17 protein-coding genes and 1 tRNA gene are annotated in these 23,035 nt (G+C 67.9%); 14 read left to right on the top strand and 4 right to left on the bottom strand.

Going from position 1 to position 23,035, the window contains the following annotated elements; genetic code table 11:
- Positions 1-99 precede the first annotated feature (99 nt).
- The 6 genes from ilvN to pbpG all read left to right on the top strand — a co-directional run bounded on the left by ilvN (position 100) and on the right by pbpG (position 7,220).
- Positions 100-591, top strand: coding sequence for an acetolactate synthase small subunit (gene ilvN / locus MW290_RS25780; protein WP_250197196.1), 492 nt, complete (start codon positions 100-102; stop codon positions 589-591).
- A 27-nt stretch (positions 592-618) separates the two neighbouring features.
- Positions 619-1,635 carry a ketol-acid reductoisomerase gene (ilvC, locus tag MW290_RS25775; protein ID WP_250197195.1) on the top strand — a complete coding sequence of 339 codons (1,017 nt, stop codon included), beginning with the start codon at positions 619-621 and terminating at the stop codon, positions 1,633-1,635.
- Between the two features lie 99 nt (positions 1,636-1,734).
- The gene (gene pssA, locus MW290_RS25770) at positions 1,735-2,565 is read left to right on the top strand and encodes a CDP-diacylglycerol--serine O-phosphatidyltransferase (RefSeq protein WP_250197194.1); all 831 of its coding nucleotides are present in this window, start codon (positions 1,735-1,737) and stop codon (positions 2,563-2,565) included.
- A gap of 214 nt (positions 2,566-2,779) precedes the next feature.
- Positions 2,780-4,459 carry a 2-isopropylmalate synthase gene (gene leuA, locus MW290_RS25765; RefSeq protein ID WP_250197193.1) on the top strand — a complete coding sequence of 560 codons (1,680 nt, stop codon included), beginning with the start codon at positions 2,780-2,782 and terminating at the stop codon, positions 4,457-4,459.
- A 50-nt stretch (positions 4,460-4,509) separates the two neighbouring features.
- Positions 4,510-6,051, top strand: a complete 1,542-nt coding sequence (locus tag MW290_RS25760; RefSeq protein ID WP_250197192.1) for a 2-isopropylmalate synthase — start codon at positions 4,510-4,512, stop codon at positions 6,049-6,051.
- A 134-nt stretch (positions 6,052-6,185) separates the two neighbouring features.
- Positions 6,186-7,220: a D-alanyl-D-alanine endopeptidase gene (pbpG, locus tag MW290_RS25755; RefSeq protein WP_375142856.1), complete on the top strand. Its 1,035-nt coding sequence runs from the start codon at positions 6,186-6,188 to the stop codon at positions 7,218-7,220.
- Here pbpG and MW290_RS25750 read toward each other — a convergent pair.
- Positions 7,204-8,007 carry an IclR family transcriptional regulator gene (locus MW290_RS25750; protein ID WP_250197190.1) on the bottom strand — a complete coding sequence of 268 codons (804 nt, stop codon included), beginning with the start codon at positions 8,005-8,007 and terminating at the stop codon, positions 7,204-7,206. The two genes, pbpG and MW290_RS25750, sit on opposite strands and share 17 nt — an antisense overlap.
- Before the next feature lie 228 nt (positions 8,008-8,235).
- Here MW290_RS25750 and MW290_RS25745 point away from each other — a divergent pair, with 228 nt between their 5' ends.
- Positions 8,236-9,297 carry a TIGR03790 family protein gene (locus MW290_RS25745; RefSeq protein WP_250197189.1) on the top strand — a complete coding sequence of 354 codons (1,062 nt, stop codon included), beginning with the start codon at positions 8,236-8,238 and terminating at the stop codon, positions 9,295-9,297.
- Positions 9,298-9,320: 23 nt separating this feature from the next.
- Here the strand turns inward: MW290_RS25745 and hpnE are convergent, their stop codons facing one another.
- Genes hpnE through hpnC form a run of 3 tightly spaced genes read right to left on the bottom strand, consistent with a single transcriptional unit; the run spans position 9,321 to position 12,351 of the window.
- Positions 9,321-10,622 (bottom strand): hydroxysqualene dehydroxylase HpnE, encoded by a 1,302-nt coding sequence (hpnE, locus tag MW290_RS25740; protein WP_250197188.1) that lies wholly within the window; start codon positions 10,620-10,622, stop codon positions 9,321-9,323.
- A gap of 2 nt (positions 10,623-10,624) precedes the next feature.
- Positions 10,625-11,473 (bottom strand): presqualene diphosphate synthase HpnD, encoded by an 849-nt coding sequence (gene hpnD, locus MW290_RS25735; RefSeq protein WP_250197187.1) that lies wholly within the window; start codon positions 11,471-11,473, stop codon positions 10,625-10,627.
- Positions 11,470-12,351 (bottom strand): squalene synthase HpnC, encoded by an 882-nt coding sequence (hpnC, locus tag MW290_RS25730; RefSeq protein ID WP_250197186.1) that lies wholly within the window; start codon positions 12,349-12,351, stop codon positions 11,470-11,472. Before hpnC ends, hpnD begins: the two co-directional genes overlap by 4 nt.
- Positions 12,352-12,504: 153 nt before the next feature.
- Between hpnC and MW290_RS25725 the strand changes: the two genes are divergently transcribed.
- The 7 genes from MW290_RS25725 to lon all read left to right on the top strand — a co-directional run bounded on the left by MW290_RS25725 (position 12,505) and on the right by lon (position 22,999).
- Positions 12,505-13,653, top strand: a complete 1,149-nt coding sequence (locus MW290_RS25725) for an efflux RND transporter periplasmic adaptor subunit (RefSeq protein WP_250197185.1) — start codon at positions 12,505-12,507, stop codon at positions 13,651-13,653.
- A 19-nt stretch (positions 13,654-13,672) separates the two neighbouring features.
- Positions 13,673-16,813: an efflux RND transporter permease subunit gene (locus MW290_RS25720; RefSeq protein ID WP_250197184.1), complete on the top strand. Its 3,141-nt coding sequence runs from the start codon at positions 13,673-13,675 to the stop codon at positions 16,811-16,813.
- Between the two features lie 65 nt (positions 16,814-16,878).
- Positions 16,879-16,965, top strand: a tRNA-Leu gene (locus MW290_RS25715).
- Positions 16,966-16,991: 26 nt separating this feature from the next.
- Positions 16,992-18,299 (top strand): trigger factor, encoded by a 1,308-nt coding sequence (tig, locus tag MW290_RS25710; RefSeq protein WP_250197183.1) that lies wholly within the window; start codon positions 16,992-16,994, stop codon positions 18,297-18,299.
- 139 nt (positions 18,300-18,438) lie between these two features.
- Positions 18,439-19,047, top strand: a complete 609-nt coding sequence (clpP, locus tag MW290_RS25705; RefSeq protein WP_310740130.1) for an ATP-dependent Clp endopeptidase proteolytic subunit ClpP — start codon at positions 18,439-18,441, stop codon at positions 19,045-19,047.
- Positions 19,048-19,180: 133 nt separating this feature from the next.
- Complete coding sequence (clpX, locus tag MW290_RS25700; RefSeq protein WP_250197182.1) at positions 19,181-20,449, top strand: ATP-dependent Clp protease ATP-binding subunit ClpX; 1,269 nt, start codon at positions 19,181-19,183, stop codon at positions 20,447-20,449.
- A 123-nt stretch (positions 20,450-20,572) separates the two neighbouring features.
- Complete coding sequence (gene lon, locus MW290_RS25695; protein ID WP_250197181.1) at positions 20,573-22,999, top strand: endopeptidase La; 2,427 nt, start codon at positions 20,573-20,575, stop codon at positions 22,997-22,999.
- Positions 23,000-23,035: the final 36 nt, after the last annotated feature.

Raw genomic sequence — 23,035 nt, 5'->3', positions numbered from 1 at the left:
AGATTCCAGCCTCACCTCCCTTTTCCTCAACCTCGAACAGCGTGGCCAAGGGCCGTCGGTTACCGCCGCCGGTCTGAAGAGCGCGCAGGACGAATCCTCATGAAACACGTCATCGCCCTGTTGCTCGAAAACGAGCCGGGTGCCCTCTCGCGCGTGGTGGCCCTTTTCTCCGCCCGCGGCTACAACATCGAGAGCCTCACGGTCGCCCCGACCGAAGACGCTTCGCTGTCGCGCATGACCATCGTCACCAGCGGCAGCGACGAGGTGATCGAGCAGATCACCAAGCACCTGAACCGCCTGATCGAAGTGGTCAAGGTGGTCGACCTGACCGAAGGCGCCTTCACCGAGCGCGAGCTGATGCTGATCAAGGTGCGCGCCGTCGGCAAGGAGCGCGAGGAGATGAAGCGCATGGCTGACATCTTCCGCGGCCGCATCATCGACGTCACCGAGAAGAGCTACACCATCGAGCTGACCGGCGACGCCGGCAAGCTGGACGCCTTCATCGAGGCGATCGATCGCACCGCCATCCTGGAAACCGTGCGCACCGGTACCAGCGGCATCGGCCGCGGCGAGCGCATCCTGCGCGTTTAAACCCCCCCATTTCTGCTGGAGAGAACCATGAAGGTCTTTTACGACAAGGACGCCGATCTGAGCCTGATCAAGGGCAAGAACGTCACCATCATCGGCTACGGCTCGCAAGGCCATGCCCACGCCCAGAACCTGACCGACAGCGGCGTGAAGGTCACCGTCGGCCTGCGCAAGGGCGGTGCCTCCTGGACCAAGGTCGAGAAGGCCGGCCTGAAGGTGGCCGAGGTGGCCGAGGCCGTCAAGGGCGCCGACGTCGTGATGATGCTGCTGCCCGACGAGCAGATCGCCGAGGTCTACAAGCGCGAAGTCGAGCCCAACATCAAGGAAGGCGCTTCGCTGGCCTTCGCCCACGGTTTCAACGTGCACTACGGCCAGGTCATCCCGCGCGCCGACCTGGACGTGTGGATGGTCGCTCCCAAGGCCCCCGGCCACACGGTGCGCGGCACCTACACGCAAGGTGGCGGCGTGCCGCACCTGATCGCGGTGCATGCCGACAAGAGCGGCAAGGCCCGTGACCTGGCCCTGAGCTACGCCGTGGCCAACGGCGGCGGCAAGGCCGGCGTGATCGAGACCAACTTCCGCGAAGAAACCGAAACCGACCTGTTCGGCGAACAGGCCGTGCTGTGCGGCGGTACCGTCGAGCTGATCAAGGCCGGCTTCGAAACGCTGGTGGAAGCCGGCTACGCGCCCGAGATGGCCTACTTCGAGTGCCTGCACGAGCTCAAGCTCATCGTGGACCTGATCTACGAAGGCGGCATCGCCAACATGAACTACTCGATCTCGAACAACGCCGAATACGGCGAGTACGTGACCGGCCCGCGCGTCGTCACCGAAGAGACCAAGAAGGCCATGAAGCAGTGCCTGAAGGACATCCAGACCGGTGAGTACGCCAAGAGCTTCATCCTGGAGAACAAGGCCGGCGCCCCGACGCTGCAATCGCGCCGCCGCCTGACGGCCGAGCACGACATCGAAGTGGTGGGCGAAAAGCTGCGCGCGATGATGCCCTGGATCAAGAAGAACCGCCTGGTCGACCAGTCGAAGAACTGATCGTCAACCAGTCACGGGCCGCGGCGGCCCGGGCCCTGCGGGGCCTGGGTCCCGCGGCCTTTGCACGTGTGCACGGCAGGTGCGGGGTATGCTTTCAACATGAATGATCAGAACGAATCGCTGGCCGCGCAGGAGCCTGAAGACCTGCGCGACCGTCCCCGCCGCAAAGGCATCTACATCCTGCCGAACCTCTTCACGCTGGCCGCCCTGTTCGGCGGTTTTTATGCCGTGGTGATGGCGATGAACGGGCGCTTCGAGCAGGCGGCCATCGGCATCTTCATGGCGGCGGTACTCGACAGCCTGGACGGCCGTGTCGCCCGCATGACCAACACCCAGAGCGCCTTCGGCGAGCAGATGGACAGCCTGTCCGACATGGTGAGCTTCGGCGCCGCACCGGCGCTGATCACCTACGAATGGGCGCTCAAGGGCCTGGGCAAGGCCGGCTGGATCGCCGCCTTCGTCTATTGCGCCTGCGCCGCGCTGCGGCTGGCCCGCTTCAACACCAACATCGGCGTGGTGGACAAGCGCTACTTCCAGGGCCTGCCCAGCCCGGCGGCGGCGGCGCTGATCATCGGCTTCATCTGGGTGATGGACGACGCGGGCTTTCGCGACGCCTATGCGCTGCACTGGCTGGCCTGGTCGGCCTTCGGTGCCACGCTGTACGCGGGCCTGACGATGGTGACCAACGTGCCGTTCTACAGCTTCAAGGACGTGAGCCTGAAGCGCTCGGTGCCGTTCATCGTCATCGTGCTGATCGCGCTCGGCATCGCGGTGATCAACATCCATCCGCCCATCGTGCTGTTCGCGCTGTTCTGCGTGTACGGCCTGTCGGGTTACGGCGTCTACATCTACCGCAAGATGAAGGGCCGGCCGGTGAGCGTGATCGCCACGTCCACCGATGAACCGGACGAACAAGGCCTTCATCGCTAGCCGGCATCCCCCGATGGGGTGTATATTCGCGGCCATGTCGTTCCGCACCGCAACCTTCTCGCTGCTACTAGGCGTGCTCCAGGCGCGCTGAACGATCTCGTCCGAATTTTTTCAAGTTCCCCTCCGGATCAACGGCCCGCCAAGCGCAACGCAGCGGGCCGTTTGCTTTTTGGAAATCCGGCTGCGTTCATCACCTCGAGAGACCACCATGTCGATGTTGAAGAACCCTGCAGCCAAGTACCGCCCCGCCACCCAGATCCAACTGGCCGACCGCCGGTGGCCGAATGCCGTGATCGATAAGCCGCCCGTGTGGTGCAGCGTCGACCTGCGCGATGGCAACCAGGCGCTGATCGAACCGATGGACCCGGCCCGCAAGCTGCGCATGTTCGAGCAGCTGGTGCGCATCGGCTTCAAGGAGATCGAGGTCGGCTTTCCCTCCGCCTCGCAGGCCGACTTCGATTTCGTGCGCCTGCTGATCGAGCGCAACCTGGTGCCCGACGACGTCACCATCCAGGTGCTCACCCAGGCGCGTGACCACCTCATCACCCGCACCTTCGAGTCGCTGGTGGGTGCCAAGCGGGTGATCGTGCACCTGTACAACGCCACCGCGCCGGTGATGCGCCGCGTGGTGCTGGGCCTGGACGAAGACGGCGTGGTGGACCTGGCCGTTCGCCATGCGCGGATGATCCGCGAATGCGCCGAGCGCCAACCGGAGACGGCCTGGACCTTCGAGTACTCGCCCGAGATGTTCTCGAACACCGAGCTGCCGTTTGCCAAGCGCATCGTCGACGCGGTGGCCACCGAATGGCGCGCCACGGCAGCCAAGCCCTGCATCATCAACCTGCCTTCCACGGTGGAGTGCTGCACGCCCAACGTGTTCGCCGACATGGTGGAGTGGATGCACCGCCACCTCGAGCGGCGCGACGGCATCGTGATGTCGATCCACCCGCACAACGACCGTGGCACCGGCACGGCCGCGGCGGAACTGGCCTTGATGGCCGGCGCCGACCGGCTGGAAGGCTGCCTCTTCGGCAATGGCGAGCGCACCGGCAACCTTGACATCGTGAACGTGGCGCTCAACCTCTACACCCAGGGCGTGGCGCCGGGGCTCGACTTCTCCGACATCGACGAGATCCGCCGCACCGTGGAGCACTGCAACCAGCTGCCGGTGCATCCGCGCCACCCGTACGTGGGCGATCTTGTCTATACAAGCTTCTCCGGCTCGCACCAGGACGCGATCAAGAAGGCCTTCGCCGCGCGGCGCGAGGGCGACATCTGGGAGATGCCCTACCTGCCCATCGACCCGATGGACCTCGGCCGCAGCTACGAGGCGGTGATCCGCGTCAACAGCCAGTCGGGCAAGGGCGGCATCGCCTACCTGCTCGAGAACGAGTACGGCCTCGAGCTGCCGCGCCGGCTGCAGATCGACTTCAGCCGCGTGGTGCAGCAGGTGATGGACACCGAGGGCAAGGAGCTGAACGCGGCCGACCTCTGGTCCATCTTCGAGCGTGAATACGGCGTGGCCGAAGCGCACATCGGCCATGTGCAGATCACCGAACAGGACGACGGCCGCGTGACCGTCAAGGCCGACGTGCAGCACGGCGGCCGCAGCCACCGGCTGCAAGGGCAGGGCAACGGCCCGGTGGACGCCTTCGTCAACGGCCTGCGCGCGCTCAGCGGCGCCGACGTGGAAGTGCTGGACTACCATCAGCACGCGATCGGCGGCGGTGCCCAGGCCCGCGCGGCGGCTTACCTGGAATTGCGCATCGCCGGTGCCACGCGTTTCGGCGTCGGCATCGATGCCAACACCAGCACCGCGTCGATGAAGGCAGTGCTCGGCGGCCTGTTGCGCGCCGGACGCTTCCAGCCGCAGGCCGACACCGTCACCGCCTGACCGGCACGCCGCCCGCCCCGACACATCCCAGGCACACCGAGGAGAACACCATGGCCGACAAGCTCATCATCTTCGACACCACCTTGCGCGATGGCGAGCAGTCGCCCGGCGCCTCGATGACCAAGGACGAGAAGCTGCGCATCGCGCGCCAGCTCGAGCGCCTGAAGGTGGACGTGATCGAGGCGGGCTTCGCCGCTTCCAGCAACGGCGACTTCGAGGCGGTCAAGGCGATCGCCGACGTCATCAAGGAGTCGACCGTGTGCTCGCTGGCCCGCGCCAACGACCGCGACATCGGCCGTGCGGCCGAGGCCTTGAAGGGGGCGGCGCGCTCGCGCATCCACACCTTCATCGCCACCAGCGAACTGCACATGGAAAAGAAGCTGCGCATGACGCGCGAGCAGGTGCTCGAGCAGGCGCGGCTGGCGGTGCGCTTCGCGCGCAACCTCACCGCTGACGTGGAGTTCTCGCCCGAAGACGGCTACCGCTCCGACCCCGACTTCCTGTGCCGCGTGCTGGAAGCGGTGATCGACGAGGGCGCCACCACGCTGAACATCCCCGACACCGTGGGCTACGCCATCCCCGAGTTGTACGGCAACTTCATCCGCCAGCTGCGCGAGCGGGTGCCCAACTCGGACAAGGCGATCTGGTCGGTGCACTGCCACAACGACCTGGGCATGGCGGTGGCCAACTCGCTGGCCGGCGTCAAGCTGGGCGGCGCGCGCCAGATCGAATGCACGATCAACGGCCTGGGCGAGCGGGCGGGCAACTGCTCGCTGGAAGAGATCGTGATGGCGGTCAAGACCCGCCGCGACTACTTCGGCCTGGAGCTGGGCATCGACGCCACGCAGATCGTGCCGGCTTCGCGCATGGTCAGCCAGACCACCGGCTTCGTGGTGCAGCCCAACAAGGCGGTGGTGGGCGCCAATGCGTTCGCGCATGCCTCGGGCATCCACCAGGACGGCGTGCTCAAGGCCCGCGATACCTACGAGATCATGCGCGCCGAGGACGTGGGCTGGAGCGCCAACAAGATCGTGCTGGGCAAGCTGTCGGGCCGCAACGCCTTCAAGCAGCGGCTGCAGGAGCTGGGCATCGGCATGGAGTCCGAGGCCGACGTCAACGCCGCCTTCGCGCGCTTCAAGGACCTGGCCGACCGCAAGTCGGAGATCTTCGACGAGGACATCCTCGCGCTGGTGTCCGATGAAAGCGTGACGCCCGACCGTGAGCACTTCCGGCTGCTGGCGCTGTCGCAGCGCTCCGAGATGGGCGAGCGGCCGCATGCCACGGTGGCCTTTGCCGCCGGCGACGTGGAGCACCACGCCAGCAGCGACGGCAACGGCCCGGTGGACGCGAGTCTCAAGGCCATCGAATCCAAGGTGGAAAGTGGCGCCGAACTGCTGCTTTATTCGGTCAATGCCATCACGTCCGGCAGCACAGAATCGCAAGGCGAGGTGACGGTTCGGCTTCAGTTGGGCGGACGCGTCGTCAATGGTGTGGGTGCCGATCCGGACATCGTGGTGGCTTCGGCCAAGGCGTATCTGGCGGCCTTGAACAAGTTGCACAGCAAGCAGGAACGCGTGGCAGCGCAGGGCTGAACGCGTTGCGGAGTGGCCTTCGGGCCACTTGAGGAAGCTTTGCTAAGTTGCTGATCTTGCGTGTGTTTTTTGCTTCGCCTACACTGACTTCTTGACAGGAGCCTGGTGTGGTACGCGCACTGAAATCTTTACGTTTGTTGTGTGTGGTGGGTGCCGTCGCTGCGTCGGTGGGCCTGCTGCAACCCGTGTCTGCTGAAGCCGCCACCCGCAAGCCCGCCAAAGCGGCCAAAGTCGCCAAGAAACCGGTGGCCAAGTCGGTCGCCAGCAGCGCCAAGACCACGGCCAAGCGCCGTGTGGTGCTGGTCGATCCGGAGCCGGTGCGCGCCTCCTTCGGCCAGCTCTACGGCCTGCACAAGGTGCAGGATCCGCTCGACCTCAAGTCCAGCGTGGCGCTGGTGCTCGACCAGGACACCAACGAGGTGCTGCTGGCCAAGAACTCGCAGGCGGTGCTGCCCATCGCCTCCATCACCAAGCTGATGACCGGCCTGGTGGTGGCCGAGGCCAACCTGCCGGCCGACGAGGTGATCACCATCACCCAGGACGACGTCGACACCGAGAAGCACAGTGGCTCGCGTCTGGCGGTGGGCACTCAGCTCACCCGCGGCGAGATGATGCACCTGGCGCTGATGTCGTCGGAGAACCGCGCCGCGCATGCGCTGGGCCGCACCTACCCGGGCGGCCTCGCGGCCTTCGTGGCGGCGATGAACCTCAAGGCCCACCAACTGGGCATGCTGGACACCCGCTATGTGGAGCCCACCGGCCTGTCCAGTTCCAACCAGTCCAGCGCGCACGACCTGGCCGAACTGGTGAAGGAAGCCAGCAAGCATGAGTTGCTGCGCCAGCTCTCCACCTCGCCCGAGCACCAGGTGGAAGTGGGCAGCCGCCTGCTCCAGTTCCGCAACAGCAACGGCCTGGTGCGCAGCGGCTCGTGGGACATCGGCCTGCAGAAAACCGGCTACATCACCGAAGCCGGCCGCTGCCTGGTGATGCAGGCGCAGCTCGCCGGCCGCAAGGTCATCATGGTGCTGTTGGATTCGGCCGGCAAGTACTCGCGCATCGGCGATGCCGAGCGCATCCGCAAGTGGATCACCACCGAAGTGCCGGGCAAGCTGTCGGTCAGCAGCTCGGTCAGCTCGGCGGTGACCCCGTCGGTCAAGTCGGCGCCTTGACGCCGCCGCCTGGGCCCTGCGCGATGCGGTGGCCCAGCGCCGAAGAGATCTGGCCGGCGGTGGCCTTGAGCCGCTCCAGCCAGCCTTCCTCCAGCCGGTCGGCCGGTGCCGAGATCGACAGCCCGGCCACCAGCTTGTTCTGGTCGTCGTAGATGCCGGCGGCCATGCAGCGCACCCCCAGCTCCAGTTCCTCGTCGTCACGCGCGACGGCCTGGTGGCGCACCGCATTCAGCTCGCGCTCCAGCCGGGCGATGTCGGTGATGCTGTTGCGCGTGTGGCCGGCCAGCCCGGTGCGGGTGGCATAGGCGCGCACGCGCTGCGGGTCTTCATGGGCCAGGAACAGCTTGCCCACCGAGGTGAGGTGCAGCGGCGCCCGGCCGCCGATGGCACGCACCACCTGCATGCCCGATCGCTCGCTGTAGCTGCGTTCGATGTAGACGATCTCGTCACCCTGCCGCACCGACAGGTTGACCGGCTGGTGCGTCACCTTGTGCAGCTCGCGCATCGGCGCCAGTGCCGCGTCGCGCACGTCCAGCCGGGCTTTCACCAGGTTGCCCAGCTCCAGCAACCGCATGCCGAGCCGATAACTTCCGGCCTGCGGGCGATCGACCAGGCGGCCGACGGCCATGTCGTTGAGGATGCGGTGGGCGGTGGACGGGTGCAGGCCCGAGCGTTCGCTGATTTCCTTCAGCGAGACGGGGTCCTGGTGTTCGGCCAGTACATCCAGTAGCGCGAAAGCCCGTTCCAGCACCTGGATCGTGGGCGTTTGACCATCGTTTTTTCGCATCCCGATATTGTGAGCCGCTTCTTGAATTTTTGCATGGCGAAACTGCACTCCACGGGCTCGTATCTGCGGCACCTTGTGCTATGCGCACTTTCGATGGTGGCCCTGACGACGGCGGCGCAGGCGGGCCCCGGCGCGTCCTCACCGGCTGCGGCTGCGTCGGCGGAGCGCGGAGCCCCATCCGACGTCGCTCGGGAGGTGGACCGGGAGGCCGAACCGCCGCGCGCGTGGATGGCGGTGCCCCGCAGCCAGGGCCGGCTGATGCCGGCGGACCTGGGCCTGGTGATCAACACCGCCGATCCGTATTCGGTGGCGGTGGGGGCCTACTACATCCAGCGGCGCGGCCTGCAGCCGCAGCAGGTGCTGCGACTGGAGCTGCCGCTGCGCGCCAGCCTGACGCCCGAAGAGTTCGCGCAACTGCGCCAGCGCATCGAGGCGCATTTTGGCGACGCCACCCAGGCCCTGGCCCTGGCCTGGACCACACCGTATGCGGTGCAGTGCCAGTCGATCACCGGGGTGCTGGCGCTGGGCTTCGACCCCGACTTCTGCCGCCGCAGCTGCGATCGCTCCAAGCCTTCGCCGTACTTCAATTCCGCCAGCGGCGCGCCCTGGCGCGACCACCAGCTGCGCCCGTCGATGCTGCTGGCCGCCCGCGATGTGGAGCAGGGCAAGCGCTTGATCGACCGCGGTGTGTCCGCCGACGGCCGGCTGGGCCGGCGCTGGTCGGGCCCGGCCAACGTGGTGTACCTGTCCACCAGCGACGTCAACCGCAACGTGCGCCACCGGCTGTTTCCGCCGGCCGGGCCGGTGCGGCCGTTGGGCCTGGACGTGCAGGTGCTGCAGGCCGACCAGCCGCGTGACCTGCAGCGGCTGCTGCTGCTGCAGACCGGTGCGGCGCAGCTCAGCGGCCTGGACACGCTGGGCTGGGTGGACGGTGCGCTGGCCGACCACCTGACCTCGTTCGGCGGTCAGCTCGACCGCGTGGGCGGGCAGAGCACCGCGCTGGAATGGCTGGACTCGGGCGCCACCGCCAGCTATGGCACGGTGAGCGAGCCCTGCAACCACCTGCAGAAGTTCCCGCACCCGCAGTTGCTGCTGCTGCATTACGCGCAGGGCGAAACCGCCATCGAGGCCTACTGGAAGAGCGTGGCCTGGCCGCTGCAGGGGGTGTTCATCGGCGAGCCGCTGGCCTCGCCCTTCGGGCCGGTGCTGCCTGCGCCGGCCGTTTCTTCGCCCTCGGGGGTGGTGGGCGGCGGCGTCCAGCCGGTGGTGATGCGCCGCCAGAAGCCCTGAAGGGCCCTGACGCTGCGCCAGCGTCAGGCTGACTGCAGCGCGGCCTGCATCGCGGCTTCCCCCGATATCACCGCGCCTTCCAGCGTGGCGGGGTAGGGGCCGGCCACGTAGTCGCCCGCCGCCCACAGGCCGGGCGCCACATCGGCCGGCGGGCGGTCCAGGCCCGGCGTGCACAAGAAGGTGGCGCGCTTTTCCGCCAGGCTGCGCAGCACCATGGGCGGCGCGGGAAAGCTGCCGGGCGCAAGGGCCGCGAGTGCCTGCGCGCGTGCGGCCTCGCCGGTGGCCTCCAGGCCGCGGGCCACCCAGTCGCGCGCGCCACTCACCACCATCGCCATCACGCCTTCGGTGCCGCGACCCGGGCACAGCGCACCCAGGTCGAAGATGAACTGCGCGGGCGCCTGCGGCCCGTCGTGCAGCGCCATCATCGGCAGCGGCAGGCGGGCGCCGGGGCAGCGCAGGTACACGGTGACGATGGGCTCGTAGTCGAAGGCTTCGGCCCGCGCCGCCCAGGCGGGTGCCAGCGCTGCGGTCAGGCGTGCGGCCTCGCGGGCGGGGGCGGCCAGCACCACGCTGTCGAAGGCCTCGCCGTCCACCTGCCAGCCGGTGCCCAGCGGCGTGAGCGCCTGCACGCGGTGGGCCGTGCGCAGCAGCGCGCCCTGGTGCCGCAACCAGGCTTCGGCCGGTGCCGGCAGCAGCGCGCCCAGGCTGGCACGTGGCAGCAGCAGGTCGGCGCTGCCCGGGCCGCTGAACAGGGCGTCGCGCAGCACCCGCAGGAACACGCGTCCGCTGGCGCGCTCGGCGGGCGTGTTGAGGGCAGCCACGCACAGCGGGTCGATCAGGTCGGTGCGCACCCGCGGCGTCAGTGCGCGTGTCAGCTCGGCCACCGTGCTGCGCTCGTTGCAGGCAAAGCCGCTGGCGCCCCAGCGGCCGGCGGCCAGCAGCAGCGCGGCGCGGTCGCGCCAGCCCCAGCCGCGGTAGCCCAGCACCGCCCGCACGAAGGCAGGGATGGCGGCGCCTGGCGGCAACTGCAGGCCGCGGCCATCGGGGTACACCAGGGCCAGCGGGCGGCGCAGCAGCTGCTGCTCGGGCGCCGCCCCCACCTGGCGCATCAGCGCCAGCGTGCGGCGGTAGGCGCCGATCAGGATGTGCTGGCCGTTGTCCAGCGGCAGGCCGTCCACCGCCACCTCGCGGGCGCGGCCGCCGAGCTGTGGCGCCATCTCGAACAGCGTGACCTGGGCGCCGGCGCGCACGCCGGCCACCGCGGCGGCCAGACCCGCCCAGCCGCCGCCGACGACCGCCACTCGGGTCACGGCGCGTGGGGTCACGGTCAGCGGGCCTGCCAGTTGGTGCGCATCGCGATCCACACCTTGCGCAGCGGCGTCAGTGCGATGCGCTGGTGCAGCACCTGGAAGTCGCTGGCCTCGATCTCGCGCAGCAGGGTGCGGTAGATGTTGGCCATCATCAGCCCCGGGCGTTGGGCGCGGCGGTCGGCCGCCGGCAGCAAGGCGAAGGCTTCGTCGTAGTAGCGGTGGGCGCGCTCGGCCTGGAAGCGCATCAGCGCGGTGAAGCGCTCGCTGTAGCCCCAGGGCGCGCTGCGCTGCAGCAGCTCGTTGGCCTTGACGTCGAACTGCTGCAGCTCCGAAACAGGCAGGTAGATGCGGCCGCGGCGCGCGTCTTCGCCCACGTCGCGGATGATGTTGGTGAGCTGCAGCGCCAGGCCCAGCCTGTGGGCATAGGTGATGGTCTGCGCCTGCGTGCGGCCGAAGATGCTGGCCGCCACTTCGCCCACCACGCCGGCCACCAGGTGGCAGTAGCGCTGCAGGCCGGCGAAGTCGAGGTAGCGGCTTTGCTGCAGGTCCATCTCGCAGCCTTCGATCACCGCCATCAGGTGTTCCGGGCGGATGTCGTAGTCGGTCACGTGCGGCATCAGCGCGTGCATCACCGGGTGGGTCGGGTGGCCGGCAAAGGCCTGCGACACCTCCTTGCGCCACCAGGCCAGCTTGGTGGCTGCCACGCCGGGGTCGTGCACCTCGTCCACCACGTCGTCCACCTCTCGGCAGAAGGCATAGAAGGCGGTGATGGCCGCGCGCCGCGGCGGGGTGAGGAACTTGAACGCGTAATAGAAGGACGAGCCGCTGCGGGCGGCCTTGTCCTGCACGTACTGCTCGGGCGTCATGCGGGCCTCCGTGCCGGCGCGGCCATGGCCGGCATCACCAGCGCCCGCCACAGCAACAGGGGCGCGTCGGCGGCACCCACGGTGGGGCGGCGGCGCAGGCTGTCATGCTGCTGGGCGGCCAGCTTGTCCAGGATGCGCAGGCCACCTTGCACCACCAGCCGCAGCTCCCAGCCCATGCGGCCGGGCAGGCGGTGCACCAGCGGTGCGCCGGCCAGCATGGTCTGCCTGGCCCAGCCGGCCAGCTCGGCCACCAGGCCGCGGGTGGCGGCGCTGGCCTGGCCGGCGGCGGCCTGGTCGGCCAGGGCCTGCAGCGTGAGGCCGTGTCGCTGCGCGTCGGCCAGCGGCACGTAGTGGCGGCCGCGCGGCAGGTCGATGCGCAGGTCCTGCCAGAAGTTGATGAGTTGCAAGGCGGTACAGACGGCGTCGGATTCGGCCAGCGCCGCAGGCGTGTTCACGCCGTACAGGTGCAGCAGCAGGCGGCCGATCGGGTTGGCGGAGCGCGCGCAGTAGTCCAGCAGCGCGGCGCGGTCGGGGTAGGTCAGGTTGTGGGTGTCCTGCTCGAAGGCGCTGAGCAGGTCTTCCAGCGGGCGGCGGGGCAGTGCGTGGCCGTCGATCATCCGTTGCAGCGGGCCGAACACCGGCGCCCACTCGCCCGTGGCAGGGCGGCCGTCGAAGGCATCGGACAGCGCCTGGCGGTAACGCGCCAGCGCGGCGCGGCGTTCCTCGGGCGGGTGGCTGCCCTCGTCGGCCAGGTCGTCGGCGGTGCGCGCGAACCAGTAGATGGCCTGGATCGGCGGCCGCAGGTGCGGCGGGCACAGCCAGGAGGCAACGGGGAAGTTTTCGTAGTGGTCGACGCTCACGGGACGGCGATTGTCCATGCAAGCGGGGGCTTGCCGTCGTCCCCCAAACTTGCAAGCGAGGCCTCAACGTCCACGCCGGCCTGTCGATTGACACTCCACTGGCGGCCCTCCTACATTACTGACCGGTCAGTCAGTACGCAGCGCTGCCCAAAAGCACAAGGACACGACTCGATGCGCCCACCTTTTTTCTCCACCGCCACCGGCCTTGTGTGCCTGGCGTTGTTGAGTGCCTGCTCGCGCCATGAGCCTGCCCCCGAACCGGTGCGTGCGGTGCGCAGCACCGTGATCGCGCCCGCCACCGCCAGCGGCAGCCTGGACTACGCCGCCGAAGTGCGGGCCCGCACCGAATCGCGGCTGTCCTTCCGCGTTGGCGGCAAGATCACCCAACGCGGGGTGGACCTGGGCGACACGGTCAAGGCCGGCCAGGTGCTGGCCCGGCTCGATCCGCAGGACCTGCGCCTGGGCGAAGCCGCCGCGCAGGCGGCGGTGCGTGCCGCGCAGGTCAACTACGACCTGGCCGCCGCCGACCTCAAGCGCTACCGCGAACTGAAGGCGCAGGGCTTCATCAGCGGCGCCGAGCTGGAACGCCGCGAGACCGCGGCGCAGGCCGCGCAGGCGCAGCTGGAACAGGCACGGGCCCAGGCGGGCGTGCAGGGCAACCAGCGTGCTTACTCGGCCCTGGTGGCCGACGCGCCTGGCGTGATCACCAGCGTGGATGCCGAGCCCGGCACCGTGGTGGCGGCCGGCACGCCGGTGCTGCGGCTGGCGCACGACGGCCCGCGCGACGTGGTGTTCTCGGTGCCCGAGGACCGGCTGAACGGCGTGCGGGCCCTGATGGACAAGGCCGGCGCCCTGCAGGTGACGCTGTGGGGTGAAGAGAACAAGCCGCTGCCCGCCACCGTGCGCGAGGTGGCGGCCGCGGCCGACCCGGTCACGCGCACCTTCCTGGTCAAGGCCGACGTCGGCCGTGCCGCGGTGCGCCTGGGCCAGACGGCCACCGTCTCCATCGCGCTGCCGCCGATGGAAGGCGTGGCCAAGCTGCCGCTGTCGGCGGTGTTCGAGCAGCAGGGCCGGTCCACCGTGTGGATCGTCGATGCGGCGTCGATGACGGTGCGTGCGCAGCCGGTGGCGCTGGGCGGCGCCGAAGGCCGCGAGGTGGTGGTGGTGGGCGGGCTGCAGCCCGGCCAGCGGGTGGTGACGGCCGGCGTGCATGTGCTGACGCCGGGCCAGAAGGTCACGCTGTACGCCGAGCCCGGCGCGCCGGCTCAGAGGCCTGCGGCGGCGGCCTCCGCGCCGGTGGCCGCCTCCGTTGCACGCTGACCGACCGGAGCCGCCATCCATGAGCGACCCCACGCCGCTGGCCGTCGAGCCTTCGCGTTTCAACATCTCGCGCTGGGCGCTGGAGCGCCCGGCGCTCACCCGCTACCTGATGATCGTGCTGATGGTGCTCGGCGTGGCCGCGTACTTCCAGCTCGGCCAGGACGAGGACCCGCCCTTCACCTTCCGGGCGATGGTGGTGCAGGCCTACTGGCCCGGGGCCACCGCCCAGCAGGTGGCCGACCAGGTGACCGACAAGATCGAGCGTGCGCTGCAGGACGTGCCGCATGCCGACAAGATCCGCAGCTTCACCAAGCCGGGTGAATCGCTGACGCTGTTCCAGCTAAAGGAAGACACGCCGCCGCGCGAGGTGTCGGGCACCTGGTACCAGGTGCGCAAGAAGATCGGCGACATGCGCGCCACGCTGCCGGCCGGCGTGCTGGGCCCGTTCTTCAACGACGAGTTCGGCGACGTCTACGGCACCATCTACGCGCTGTCGGCCGACGGCTTCAGCGACGAGGAGCTGCGTGTGCAGGCCGAGGCCGTGCGCCAGCAGCTGCTGCGCGTGCCCTATGTGGCCAAGGTGGAGCTGTTCGGCGTGCAGCCCGAAAAGCTGTTCATCGAGATCTCGGCCCGCCGGCTGGCGCAGCTGGGTCTGGACTTCAACCAGGTGCTCAGCCAGCTGGGCGCGCAGAACGCGGTGGAAGGTGCCGGCGTGCTGAACGCCGGCAGCGACAACCTGCAGGTGCGCATCGGCGGCGCCTTCAACTCGGTGGACGAGTTGCGGCAGTTCCCGATCCGCGGCATCAACCCCGCCACCGGCGCCGGCAGCACGCTGCGCCTGGGCGACATCGCCGAGATCCGCCGCGACTATGCCGATCCGCCGGCCACCATGGTGCGCCACCAGGGCCGCCAGGTGGTGGCCCTGGGCATCTCCATGGCCAAGGGCGGCGACATCATCGAGCTGGGCAAGCAGCTGCAGGCCCGCACCGACAAGCTTCGCGCCACGCTGCCCGTGGGGCTCGAGCTGTCGAAGGTGCAGGACCAGCCGGCCGCGGTGTCACGCTCGGTGGGTGAGTTCGTCAAGGTGCTGATCGAGGCCGTGGTGGTGGTGCTGGCGGTCAGCTTCATCAGCCTGGGGCTGCATACGCGGCCGCTGCGCATCGACGTGTGGCCCGGCCTGGTGGTGGCCATCACCATCCCGCTGGTGCTGGCCATCACCTTCGTCACGATGTTCTATTGGGGCATCGGCCTGCACAAGATCTCGCTGGGCTCGCTGATCATCGCGCTCGGCCTGCTGGTGGACGACGCCATCATTGCCGTCGAGATGATGGTGCGCAAGCTGGAGGAAGGCATGGACAAGCTGCATGCCGCCACCTATGCATACGAGGTGACGGCCATGCCCATGCTCACGGGCACGCTGATCACTGCGGCCGGCTTCCTGCCCATCGGCCTGGCCAAGTCGATGACCGGCGAATACACCTTCGCCATCTTCGCGGTCACCACCGCGGCGCTCGTCATCTCCTGGTTCGTGTCGGTGTACTTCGTGCCCTACCTGGGCGCACGGCTGCTGCACACCCGCAGCAAGGTGGAAGGGGGCGAGGCGCATGAGCTGTTCGATTCGCCCTTCTACCTGCGCTTCCGGCGCATGGTGGACTGGTGCGTCGACCACCGCTGGATCACCATCGGCGTGACGGTGCTCACCTTCGCGCTGGGCATCGTGGGCATGGGCAAGGTGCAGCAGCAGTTCTTCCCCGATTCCAGCCGGCCCGAGGTGCTGGTGGACCTGTGGCTGCCGGAAGGCAGCACCATCCAGGAAAGCAACGAGGTGGCCAAGCGCTTTCAGGCGCGGGCGATGAAGGAAGCGGGCGTGGAGAGCGTGACCAGCTGGGTGGGCTCGGGCCTGCCGCGCTTTTACCTGCCGCTGGACCAGATCTTCCCGCAGGCCAACGTCTCGCAGACCATCGTGCTGCCCAAGGACCTGGCCACCCGCGAGCACCTGATGAAGACCCTGCCGGCGCTGCTGGCGACCGAATTTCCGGAGGTGCGCGGCCGTGTCAAGCTGCTGCCCAACGGGCCGCCGGTGCCTTACCCGGTGCAGTTCCGCGTGGTGGGCAGCGACGCGGCCGTCGTGCGCCAATGGTCCGACCAGGCCATGGCCATCCTGCGCGCCAACCCGAACATGCGCGGCGTCAACCACAACTGGAACGAGTCGGTGAAGGTGCTGCGCCTGGACATCGACCAGGACAAGGCGCGGGCGCTCGGCGTCAGCAGCCAGAGCATCGCCCAGGCTTCGCGCACGCTGCTGTCGGGCACGCCCGTCGGCCAGTACCGCGAGGGCGACCGGCTGATCGACATCCTGCTGCGCCAGCCCGCCGACGAGCGCGAAGCCGTCACCTCGCTGGCCAACGGCTACGTGCCCACCGCCAGCGGCCGCGTGATTCCGCTGGCGCAGATCGCCACCATCCGCTTCGACTGGGAGCCGGGCGTCATCTGGCGTGAAGGCCGCCAGTTCGCCGTCACCGTGCAGGGCGACGTGGCCGACGGCCTGCAGGGCCCCACCGTCACCGCCCAGGTGTGGCCGCAGCTGGACGAGCTGCGCCAGCGCATGCCGCCGGGCTACAACATCGAGGTGGCCGGCGCGGTGGAAGAAAGCAGCAAGGGCCAGGGCTCGATCGCGGCCGGCGTGCCGCTGATGCTGTTCATCATCTTCACGCTGCTGATGCTGCAGCTGCAGAGCTTCAGCCGCTCGATGCTGGTGTTCCTCACCGGGCCGCTGGGCATCGCCGGCGTGGCGGCGGCGCTGCTGCTGCTGAACCGGCCGTTCGGCTTCGTGGCGCTGCTGGGCGTGATCGCGCTGATGGGCATGATCATGCGCAACTCGGTCATCCTGATCGACCAGATCGAGCAGGACCGGGCGCGCGGCGTGCCGGCCTGGGACGCCGTCGTCGACTCGGCGGTGCGGCGTTTCCGGCCCATCGTGCTCACCGCCGCCGCCGCGGTGCTGGCGATGATCCCGCTGTCGCGCAGCGTGTTCTGGGGCCCGATGGCCGTGGCCATCATGGGCGGCCTCATCGTCGCCACCGCGCTGACGCTGCTGGCTTTGCCCGCGATGTACGCGGCCTGGTTCCGCGTGAAGCGGGAGCCCGCGCAGGCCGGTTAGAATCCGCGGTTCACAGATCAGCGAGGGGGCGCTTCCGCCCGGAAGCAGCCCCTTCTTTCCATCTAGCGCGGGTGGCGAAATTGGTAGACGCACCAGGTTTAGGTCCTGACGCCAGCAATGGTGTGGGGGTTCGAGTCCCCCCCCGCGCACCACAGTACGCAACAAGAGAGTCGGACAAATGACGGTCACGGTTGAAACCCTCGACAAACTGCAACGCCGGATCACGCTCACGCTGCCGGCCGATGCCATCGCCGGCGAAGTGACGTCGCGGCTGAAGAAGCTGGCCCGCACCGTGAAGGCCGACGGCTTCCGTCCCGGCAAGGTGCCGATGAGCGTCGTGACCCAGCGCTACGGCTACTCGGTGCAGTACGAAGTGGTCAACGACAAGGTCGGCGAGGCCTTCAACACCGCCGCCAACGAAGCCAAGCTGCGCGTGGCCGGCATGCCCAGCATCACCCAGAAGGACGACGCGCCCGAAGGCTCGTTCGCCTTCGACGCCACCTTCGAGGTGTACCCCGAGGTGGTGATCGGCGACCTGGCCGGTGCCGAGGTGGAGCGTGTGTCGTCCGACGTGACCGACGCCGCCATCGACAAGACCGTCGACATCCTGCGCAAGCAGCGCCGCAGCTTCGCCCAGCGCCCGGCCGACGCCGCCGCCGAAGAAGGCGACCGCGTGACCATCGACTTCGAAGGCAAGATCGACGGCGAACCGTTTGCCGGCGGCAAGGCCGAGGGCTTCCAGTTCATCATCGGTGAAGGCCAGATGCTGGAGCAGTTCGACAAGGCCGTGCGCGGCATGAAGAGCGGCGAGAACAAAACCTTCCCGCTGCAGTTCCCTGAGGACTACCAGGGCAAGGACGTCGCCGGCAAGGAAGCCGACTTCCTGGTCACGATGACCAAGATCGAGTCGCAGGTGCTGCCCGAAGTGGACGCCGAGTTCGCCCAGTCGCTGGGCATCGCCGACGGCACCGTGGAAGCGCTGCGCGCCGACATCAAGAAGAACCTGGAGCGCGAGGTCAAGTTCCGCGTGCTGGCCCGCAACAAGGCCGCCGTGATGGACGCACTGGTCGCCGTGTCGCAGCTGGACGTGCCGCAGGCCCTGGTCAAGACCGAGACCGAGCGCATGGTGGAAGCCGCCCGCGCCGACCTGAAGCAGCGCGGCGTCAAGGACGCCGACAAGGCGCCGATCCCGGCCGAGCTGTTCACCGCCCAGGCCGAGAAGCGCGTGCGCCTGGGCCTGGTGGTGGCCGAGCTGGTGCGGGCCAACAACCTGCAGGCCAAGCCCGAGCAGCTGCAGGCCCACATCGAAGAGATGAGCCAGAGCTACGAGAAGCCGGCCGAGGTGGTGCGCTGGTACCTGAGCGACCGCCAACGCATGGCCGAGGTGGAAGCCGTCGTGATCGAGAACAACGTGACCGACTTCGTGCTCGGCCGCGCCAAGGTCAACGACAAGCAGCTGCCCTTCGACGAGCTGATGACCGCCTGACCACCGGCCTGACCCGCAGGTCGACCCGAAAGGCGCCAGGCCGCAAGGCAGGCGCCTTTTCCGTTCTTTGGGGCTGCTCTTGCAGGCCCATAATCGGCCCGCATGTTGGACGTCTACCCCCATTTCGCAAGGACAACTCATGAGCGCGCTTGAAACCACCGGCCTGGGCATGGTGCCCGTGGTCATCGAACAATCCGGTCGTGGCGAGCGGGCCTACGACATCTACAGCCGCCTGCTGCGCGAGCGGGTGATCTTTCTTGTCGGCCCGGTGAACGACCAGACCGCCAACCTCGTGGTGGCGCAGCTGCTGTTCCTGGAAAGCGAAAACCCCGACAAGGACATCCACCTGTACATCAATTCGCCGGGCGGCAGCGTCAGCGCGGGCCTGTCGATCTTCGACACGATGCAGTTCATCAAGCCCGACGTGTCCACGCTGTGCATGGGCATCGCCGCCAGCATGGGCTCGTTCCTGCTGATGGCCGGCGCCAAGGGCAAGCGCTTCGCGCTGCCGAACTCGCGCGTGATGATCCACCAGCCCTCGGGCGGCGCCCAGGGTCAGGCCACCGACATCGAGATCCATGCCCGCGAGATCCTCAAGACCCGCGAGCAGCTCAACCGCATCTACGCCGAGCGCACCGGCCAGTCGATCGAGAAGATCCGCGCCGACATGGAGCGCGACTTCTTCCTGGACCCGGAAGAGTCGAAGGCCTACGGCCTGATCGACCAGGTGCTGGACAAGCGCCCGTAACCGCCGCGCCGGCCGGGCCGTCGGCCGCGGTGCAAGGCCCCGTCAGGGCCTTTGCGCCCGCGCCGACCGGCCGGTGGCGTTGGACTATCATTCCCCTGCATTGACCTTCGCGTCCGCGAACCCCTGAATACCCATGGCCGAGAAAAAAGGCGCTTCGAGCGAAAAGGTTCTGTACTGCTCCTTCTGCGGCAAGAGCCAGCATGAGGTGAAGAAGCTCATCGCCGGTCCGTCGGTGTTCATCTGCGACGAGTGCATCGAGCTGTGCAACGACATCATCCGTGACGAGGTGCCGGCTGAAGGCGCCACGGCCAAGGCCGCCAAGAGCGACCTGCCCACGCCCACGGAGATCAAGACCAGCCTCGACCAGTACGTGATCGGCCAGGAAGTGGCCAAGCGCACGCTGTCGGTGGCGGTGTACAACCACTACAAGCGCCTGAAGCACATGGGCGCCAGCAGCAAGGATGAAGTCGAGCTCAGCAAGAGCAACATCCTGCTGATCGGCCCCACCGGCTCGGGCAAGACGCTGCTGGCCCAGACCCTGGCCCGGCTGCTGAACGTGCCCTTCGTGATCGCCGACGCCACCACGCTGACCGAAGCCGGTTACGTGGGCGAGGACGTCGAGAACATCATCCAGAAGCTGCTGCAGAACTGCAACTACGACGTCGAGCGGGCGCAGCGCGGCATCGTCTACATCGACGAGATCGACAAGATCAGCCGCAAGGCCGACAACCCCAGCATCACCCGCGACGTGTCGGGCGAAGGCGTGCAGCAGGCGCTGCTCAAGCTGGTGGAAGGCACCATGGCCAGCGTGCCGCCGCAGGGCGGGCGCAAGCACCCGAACCAGGATTTCCTGCAGATCGACACGACCAACATCCTGTTCATCTGCGGCGGCGCCTTCGACGGCCTGGAAAAGGTCATCCAGAACCGCACCGAGAAGTCGGGCATCGGTTTTGGCGCCACGGTGCACACCAAGACCGAAAAGCGCGTCTCCGAGGTGTTCCGCGCCACCGAGCCGGAAGACCTGATCAAGTTCGGCCTGATCCCCGAGCTGGTCGGCCGCCTGCCGGTGGTGGCCACGCTGGGCGAGCTGACCGAAGACGCGCTGGTGCAGATCCTGACCGAGCCCAAGAACGCGCTGCTCAAGCAGTACCAGCGCCTCTTCGGCATGGACGGCGTGGAACTGGAAATCCGCACCACCGCGCTGCAGGCCATCGCCCGCAAGGCGCTGGCGCGCAAGACCGGCGCCCGCGGCCTGCGCTCGATCATGGAGCACGCGCTGATCGACACGATGTTCGACCTGCCCAACCTGGACGGTGTGGCCAAGGTGGTGGTCGATGAACACAACATCGAAGAGGGCTCCAAGCCCCTGCTGGTCTACCACGAGGCCAAGGCGAGTGCCTGAGCTGCTGCCTGACGCAGCCACCGCTGTCGGCGGTCTCCTGGAAGCTTCTCATGCGGCCCCGGCGGGCCGCCTTGCAATCCCCTGCTCAAGCCCCACGTCAGCTTGAGAAAGAGAGGTTTCTCAATGTCCGGACATCCCGTTTTGCCCTCGGATCCGATCACGCTGCCGCTGCTGCCGCTGCGCGACGTGGTGGTGTTTCCGCACATGGTGATCCCGCTGTTCGTGGGTCGCCCGAAATCCATCAAGGCCCTGGAAGCCGCCATGGAAGCCGGCCGGCAGATCATGCTGGTGGCCCAGAAGGCCGCCGGCAAGGACGAGCCCAAGGCCGACGACATGTTCGACGTGGGCTGCGTCTCCAGCATCCTGCAGATGCTGAAGCTGCCGGACGGCACCGTGAAGGTGCTGGTCGAAGGCACCCAGCGCGCCAATACGCTGTCGATCACCGAGACCGAAGAGCACTTCGTCTCCGAGGTGTCGCCCATCCCGCCGGCGGTGGACACCAAGCCCGAGATCGAGGCCCTGCGCCGCGCGGTGACGCAGCAGTTCGACCAGTACGTCAAGCTCAACAAGAAGATCCCGCCGGAGATCCTGACTTCGATCGCCGGCATCGACGACGCCGGCCGCCTGGCCGACACCATCGCCGCGCACCTGCCGCTGAAGCTGGAAGCCAAGCAGTCGGTGCTGGACCTGTTCGAGACCGACAAGCGGCTGGAAAAGCTGCTGGAGCTGCTCGAGCATGAAGTCGACATCCTGCAGGTGGAAAAGCGCATCCGTGGCCGCGTCAAGCGCCAGATGGAAAAGAGCCAGCGCGAATACTACCTGAACGAGCAGGTCAAGGCCATCCAGAAGGAACTGGGTGATGGCGAAGAGGGCGCTGATCTCGAGGAACTCGAGAAGAAGATCGCCGCCGCCAAGATGCCCAAGGACGCGCGCAAGAAGGCCGAGAGCGAGCTGAAGAAGCTCAAGCTCATGTCGCCGATGAGCGCGGAAGCCACCGTGGTGCGCAACTACATCGACACCCTGGTGGGCCTGCCGTGGGCCAAGAAGACCAAGATCAAGCACGACCTGTCCAACGCCGAGGAAGTGCTGAACGAGGACCACTACGGCCTGGACAAGGTCAAGGACCGCATCCTCGAGTACCTCGCGGTGCAGCAGCGCGTCGACAAGGTGAAGGCGCCCATCCTGTGCCTGGTGGGTCCTCCGGGCGTCGGCAAGACCTCGCTGGGCCAGAGCGTGGCGCGCGCCACCGGCCGCAAGTTCGTGCGTATGGCCCTGGGTGGCATGCGCGACGAGGCCGAGATCCGGGGCCACCGCCGCACCTACATCGGCTCGATGCCGGGCAAGGTGCTGCAGAGCCTGAGCAAGGTGGGCACGCGCAACCCGCTGTTCCTGCTCGACGAGATCGACAAGCTGGGCATGGACTTCCGCGGCGACCCGTCGTCGGCACTGCTGGAAGTACTGGACCCCGAGCAGAACCACACCTTCAGCGACCACTACGTCGAAGTCGACTTCGACCTGTCGGACGTGATGTTCGTGGCCACCTCGAACTCGATGAACATCCCGCCGGCACTGCTGGACCGGATGGAAGTGATCCGCCTGTCGGGTTACACCGAGGACGAGAAGCTCAACATCGCCCAGCGCTATCTGCTGCCCAAGCAGGCCAAGAACAACGGTGTGCTGGACGACGAGATGGAAGTCACCGAAAGCGCGCTGCGCGGCATCATCCGCTACTACACGCGGGAAGCCGGCGTGCGTTCGCTCGAGCGTGAGGTCTCGAAGATCTGCCGCAAGGTGGTCAAGGGCATCCAGCTCAAGAAGTACGAAGGCAAGGTCGTCGTCACCGAAGAGAACCTGCACGACTTCCTGGGCGTTCGCAAGTACGACTACGGCCGCGCCGAGAAGAAGAACCAGGTCGGTCAGGTCTCCGGCCTGGCCTGGACGGAAGTGGGCGGCGACCTGCTGACGATCGAGGCGGCGGTGATGCCCGGCAAGGGCAACATCATCCGCACCGGATCGCTCGGCGACGTGATGAAGGAGTCGGTGGAAGCGGCGCGCTCGGTGGTGCGTTCGCGGGCGCGGCGCCTGGGCATCAAGGACGAGCTCTTCGAGAAGCGCGACGTGCACATCCACGTGCCCGACGGCGCCACGCCGAAGGACGGCCCCAGTGCCGGCATCGCGATGACCACGGCCTTCGTCTCGGCGCTGCTGGGCATCCCGGTCAAGGCCGATGTGGCCATGACCGGTGAGATCACGCTGCGTGGCGAGGTGACGGCGATCGGTGGCCTGAAGGAAAAGCTGCTGGCAGCCCACCGGGGTGGCATCAAGACGGTGATCATTCCGGAGGAGAACGTCAAGGACCTGCAGGAGATCCCCGAGAACGTGAAGAACAATCTCGACATCGTGCCGGTGAAGTGGATCGACCGCGTGCTGGAAGTGGCGCTGGAAAGCGCGCCGCAACCGCTGCCGGACGAAGAAGCGGTGCCCGAGACCAAGGCAGCCCCAGCTGCCGCGGCCGAGGGCGGCGTGACGCCGGCCGGAATCAAGCACTGAGTTAGTCGGGTATAGGCTTGCAAGCTTTGGTTTGCC

The organism is Aquincola tertiaricarbonis, from assembly GCF_023573145.1.
GTDB lineage: Bacteria > Pseudomonadota > Gammaproteobacteria > Burkholderiales > Burkholderiaceae_C > Aquincola > Aquincola tertiaricarbonis_B.
Note: the sequence above shows the minus strand (reverse complement) of the source record. Positions and strands in the feature narration are given on the sequence as shown.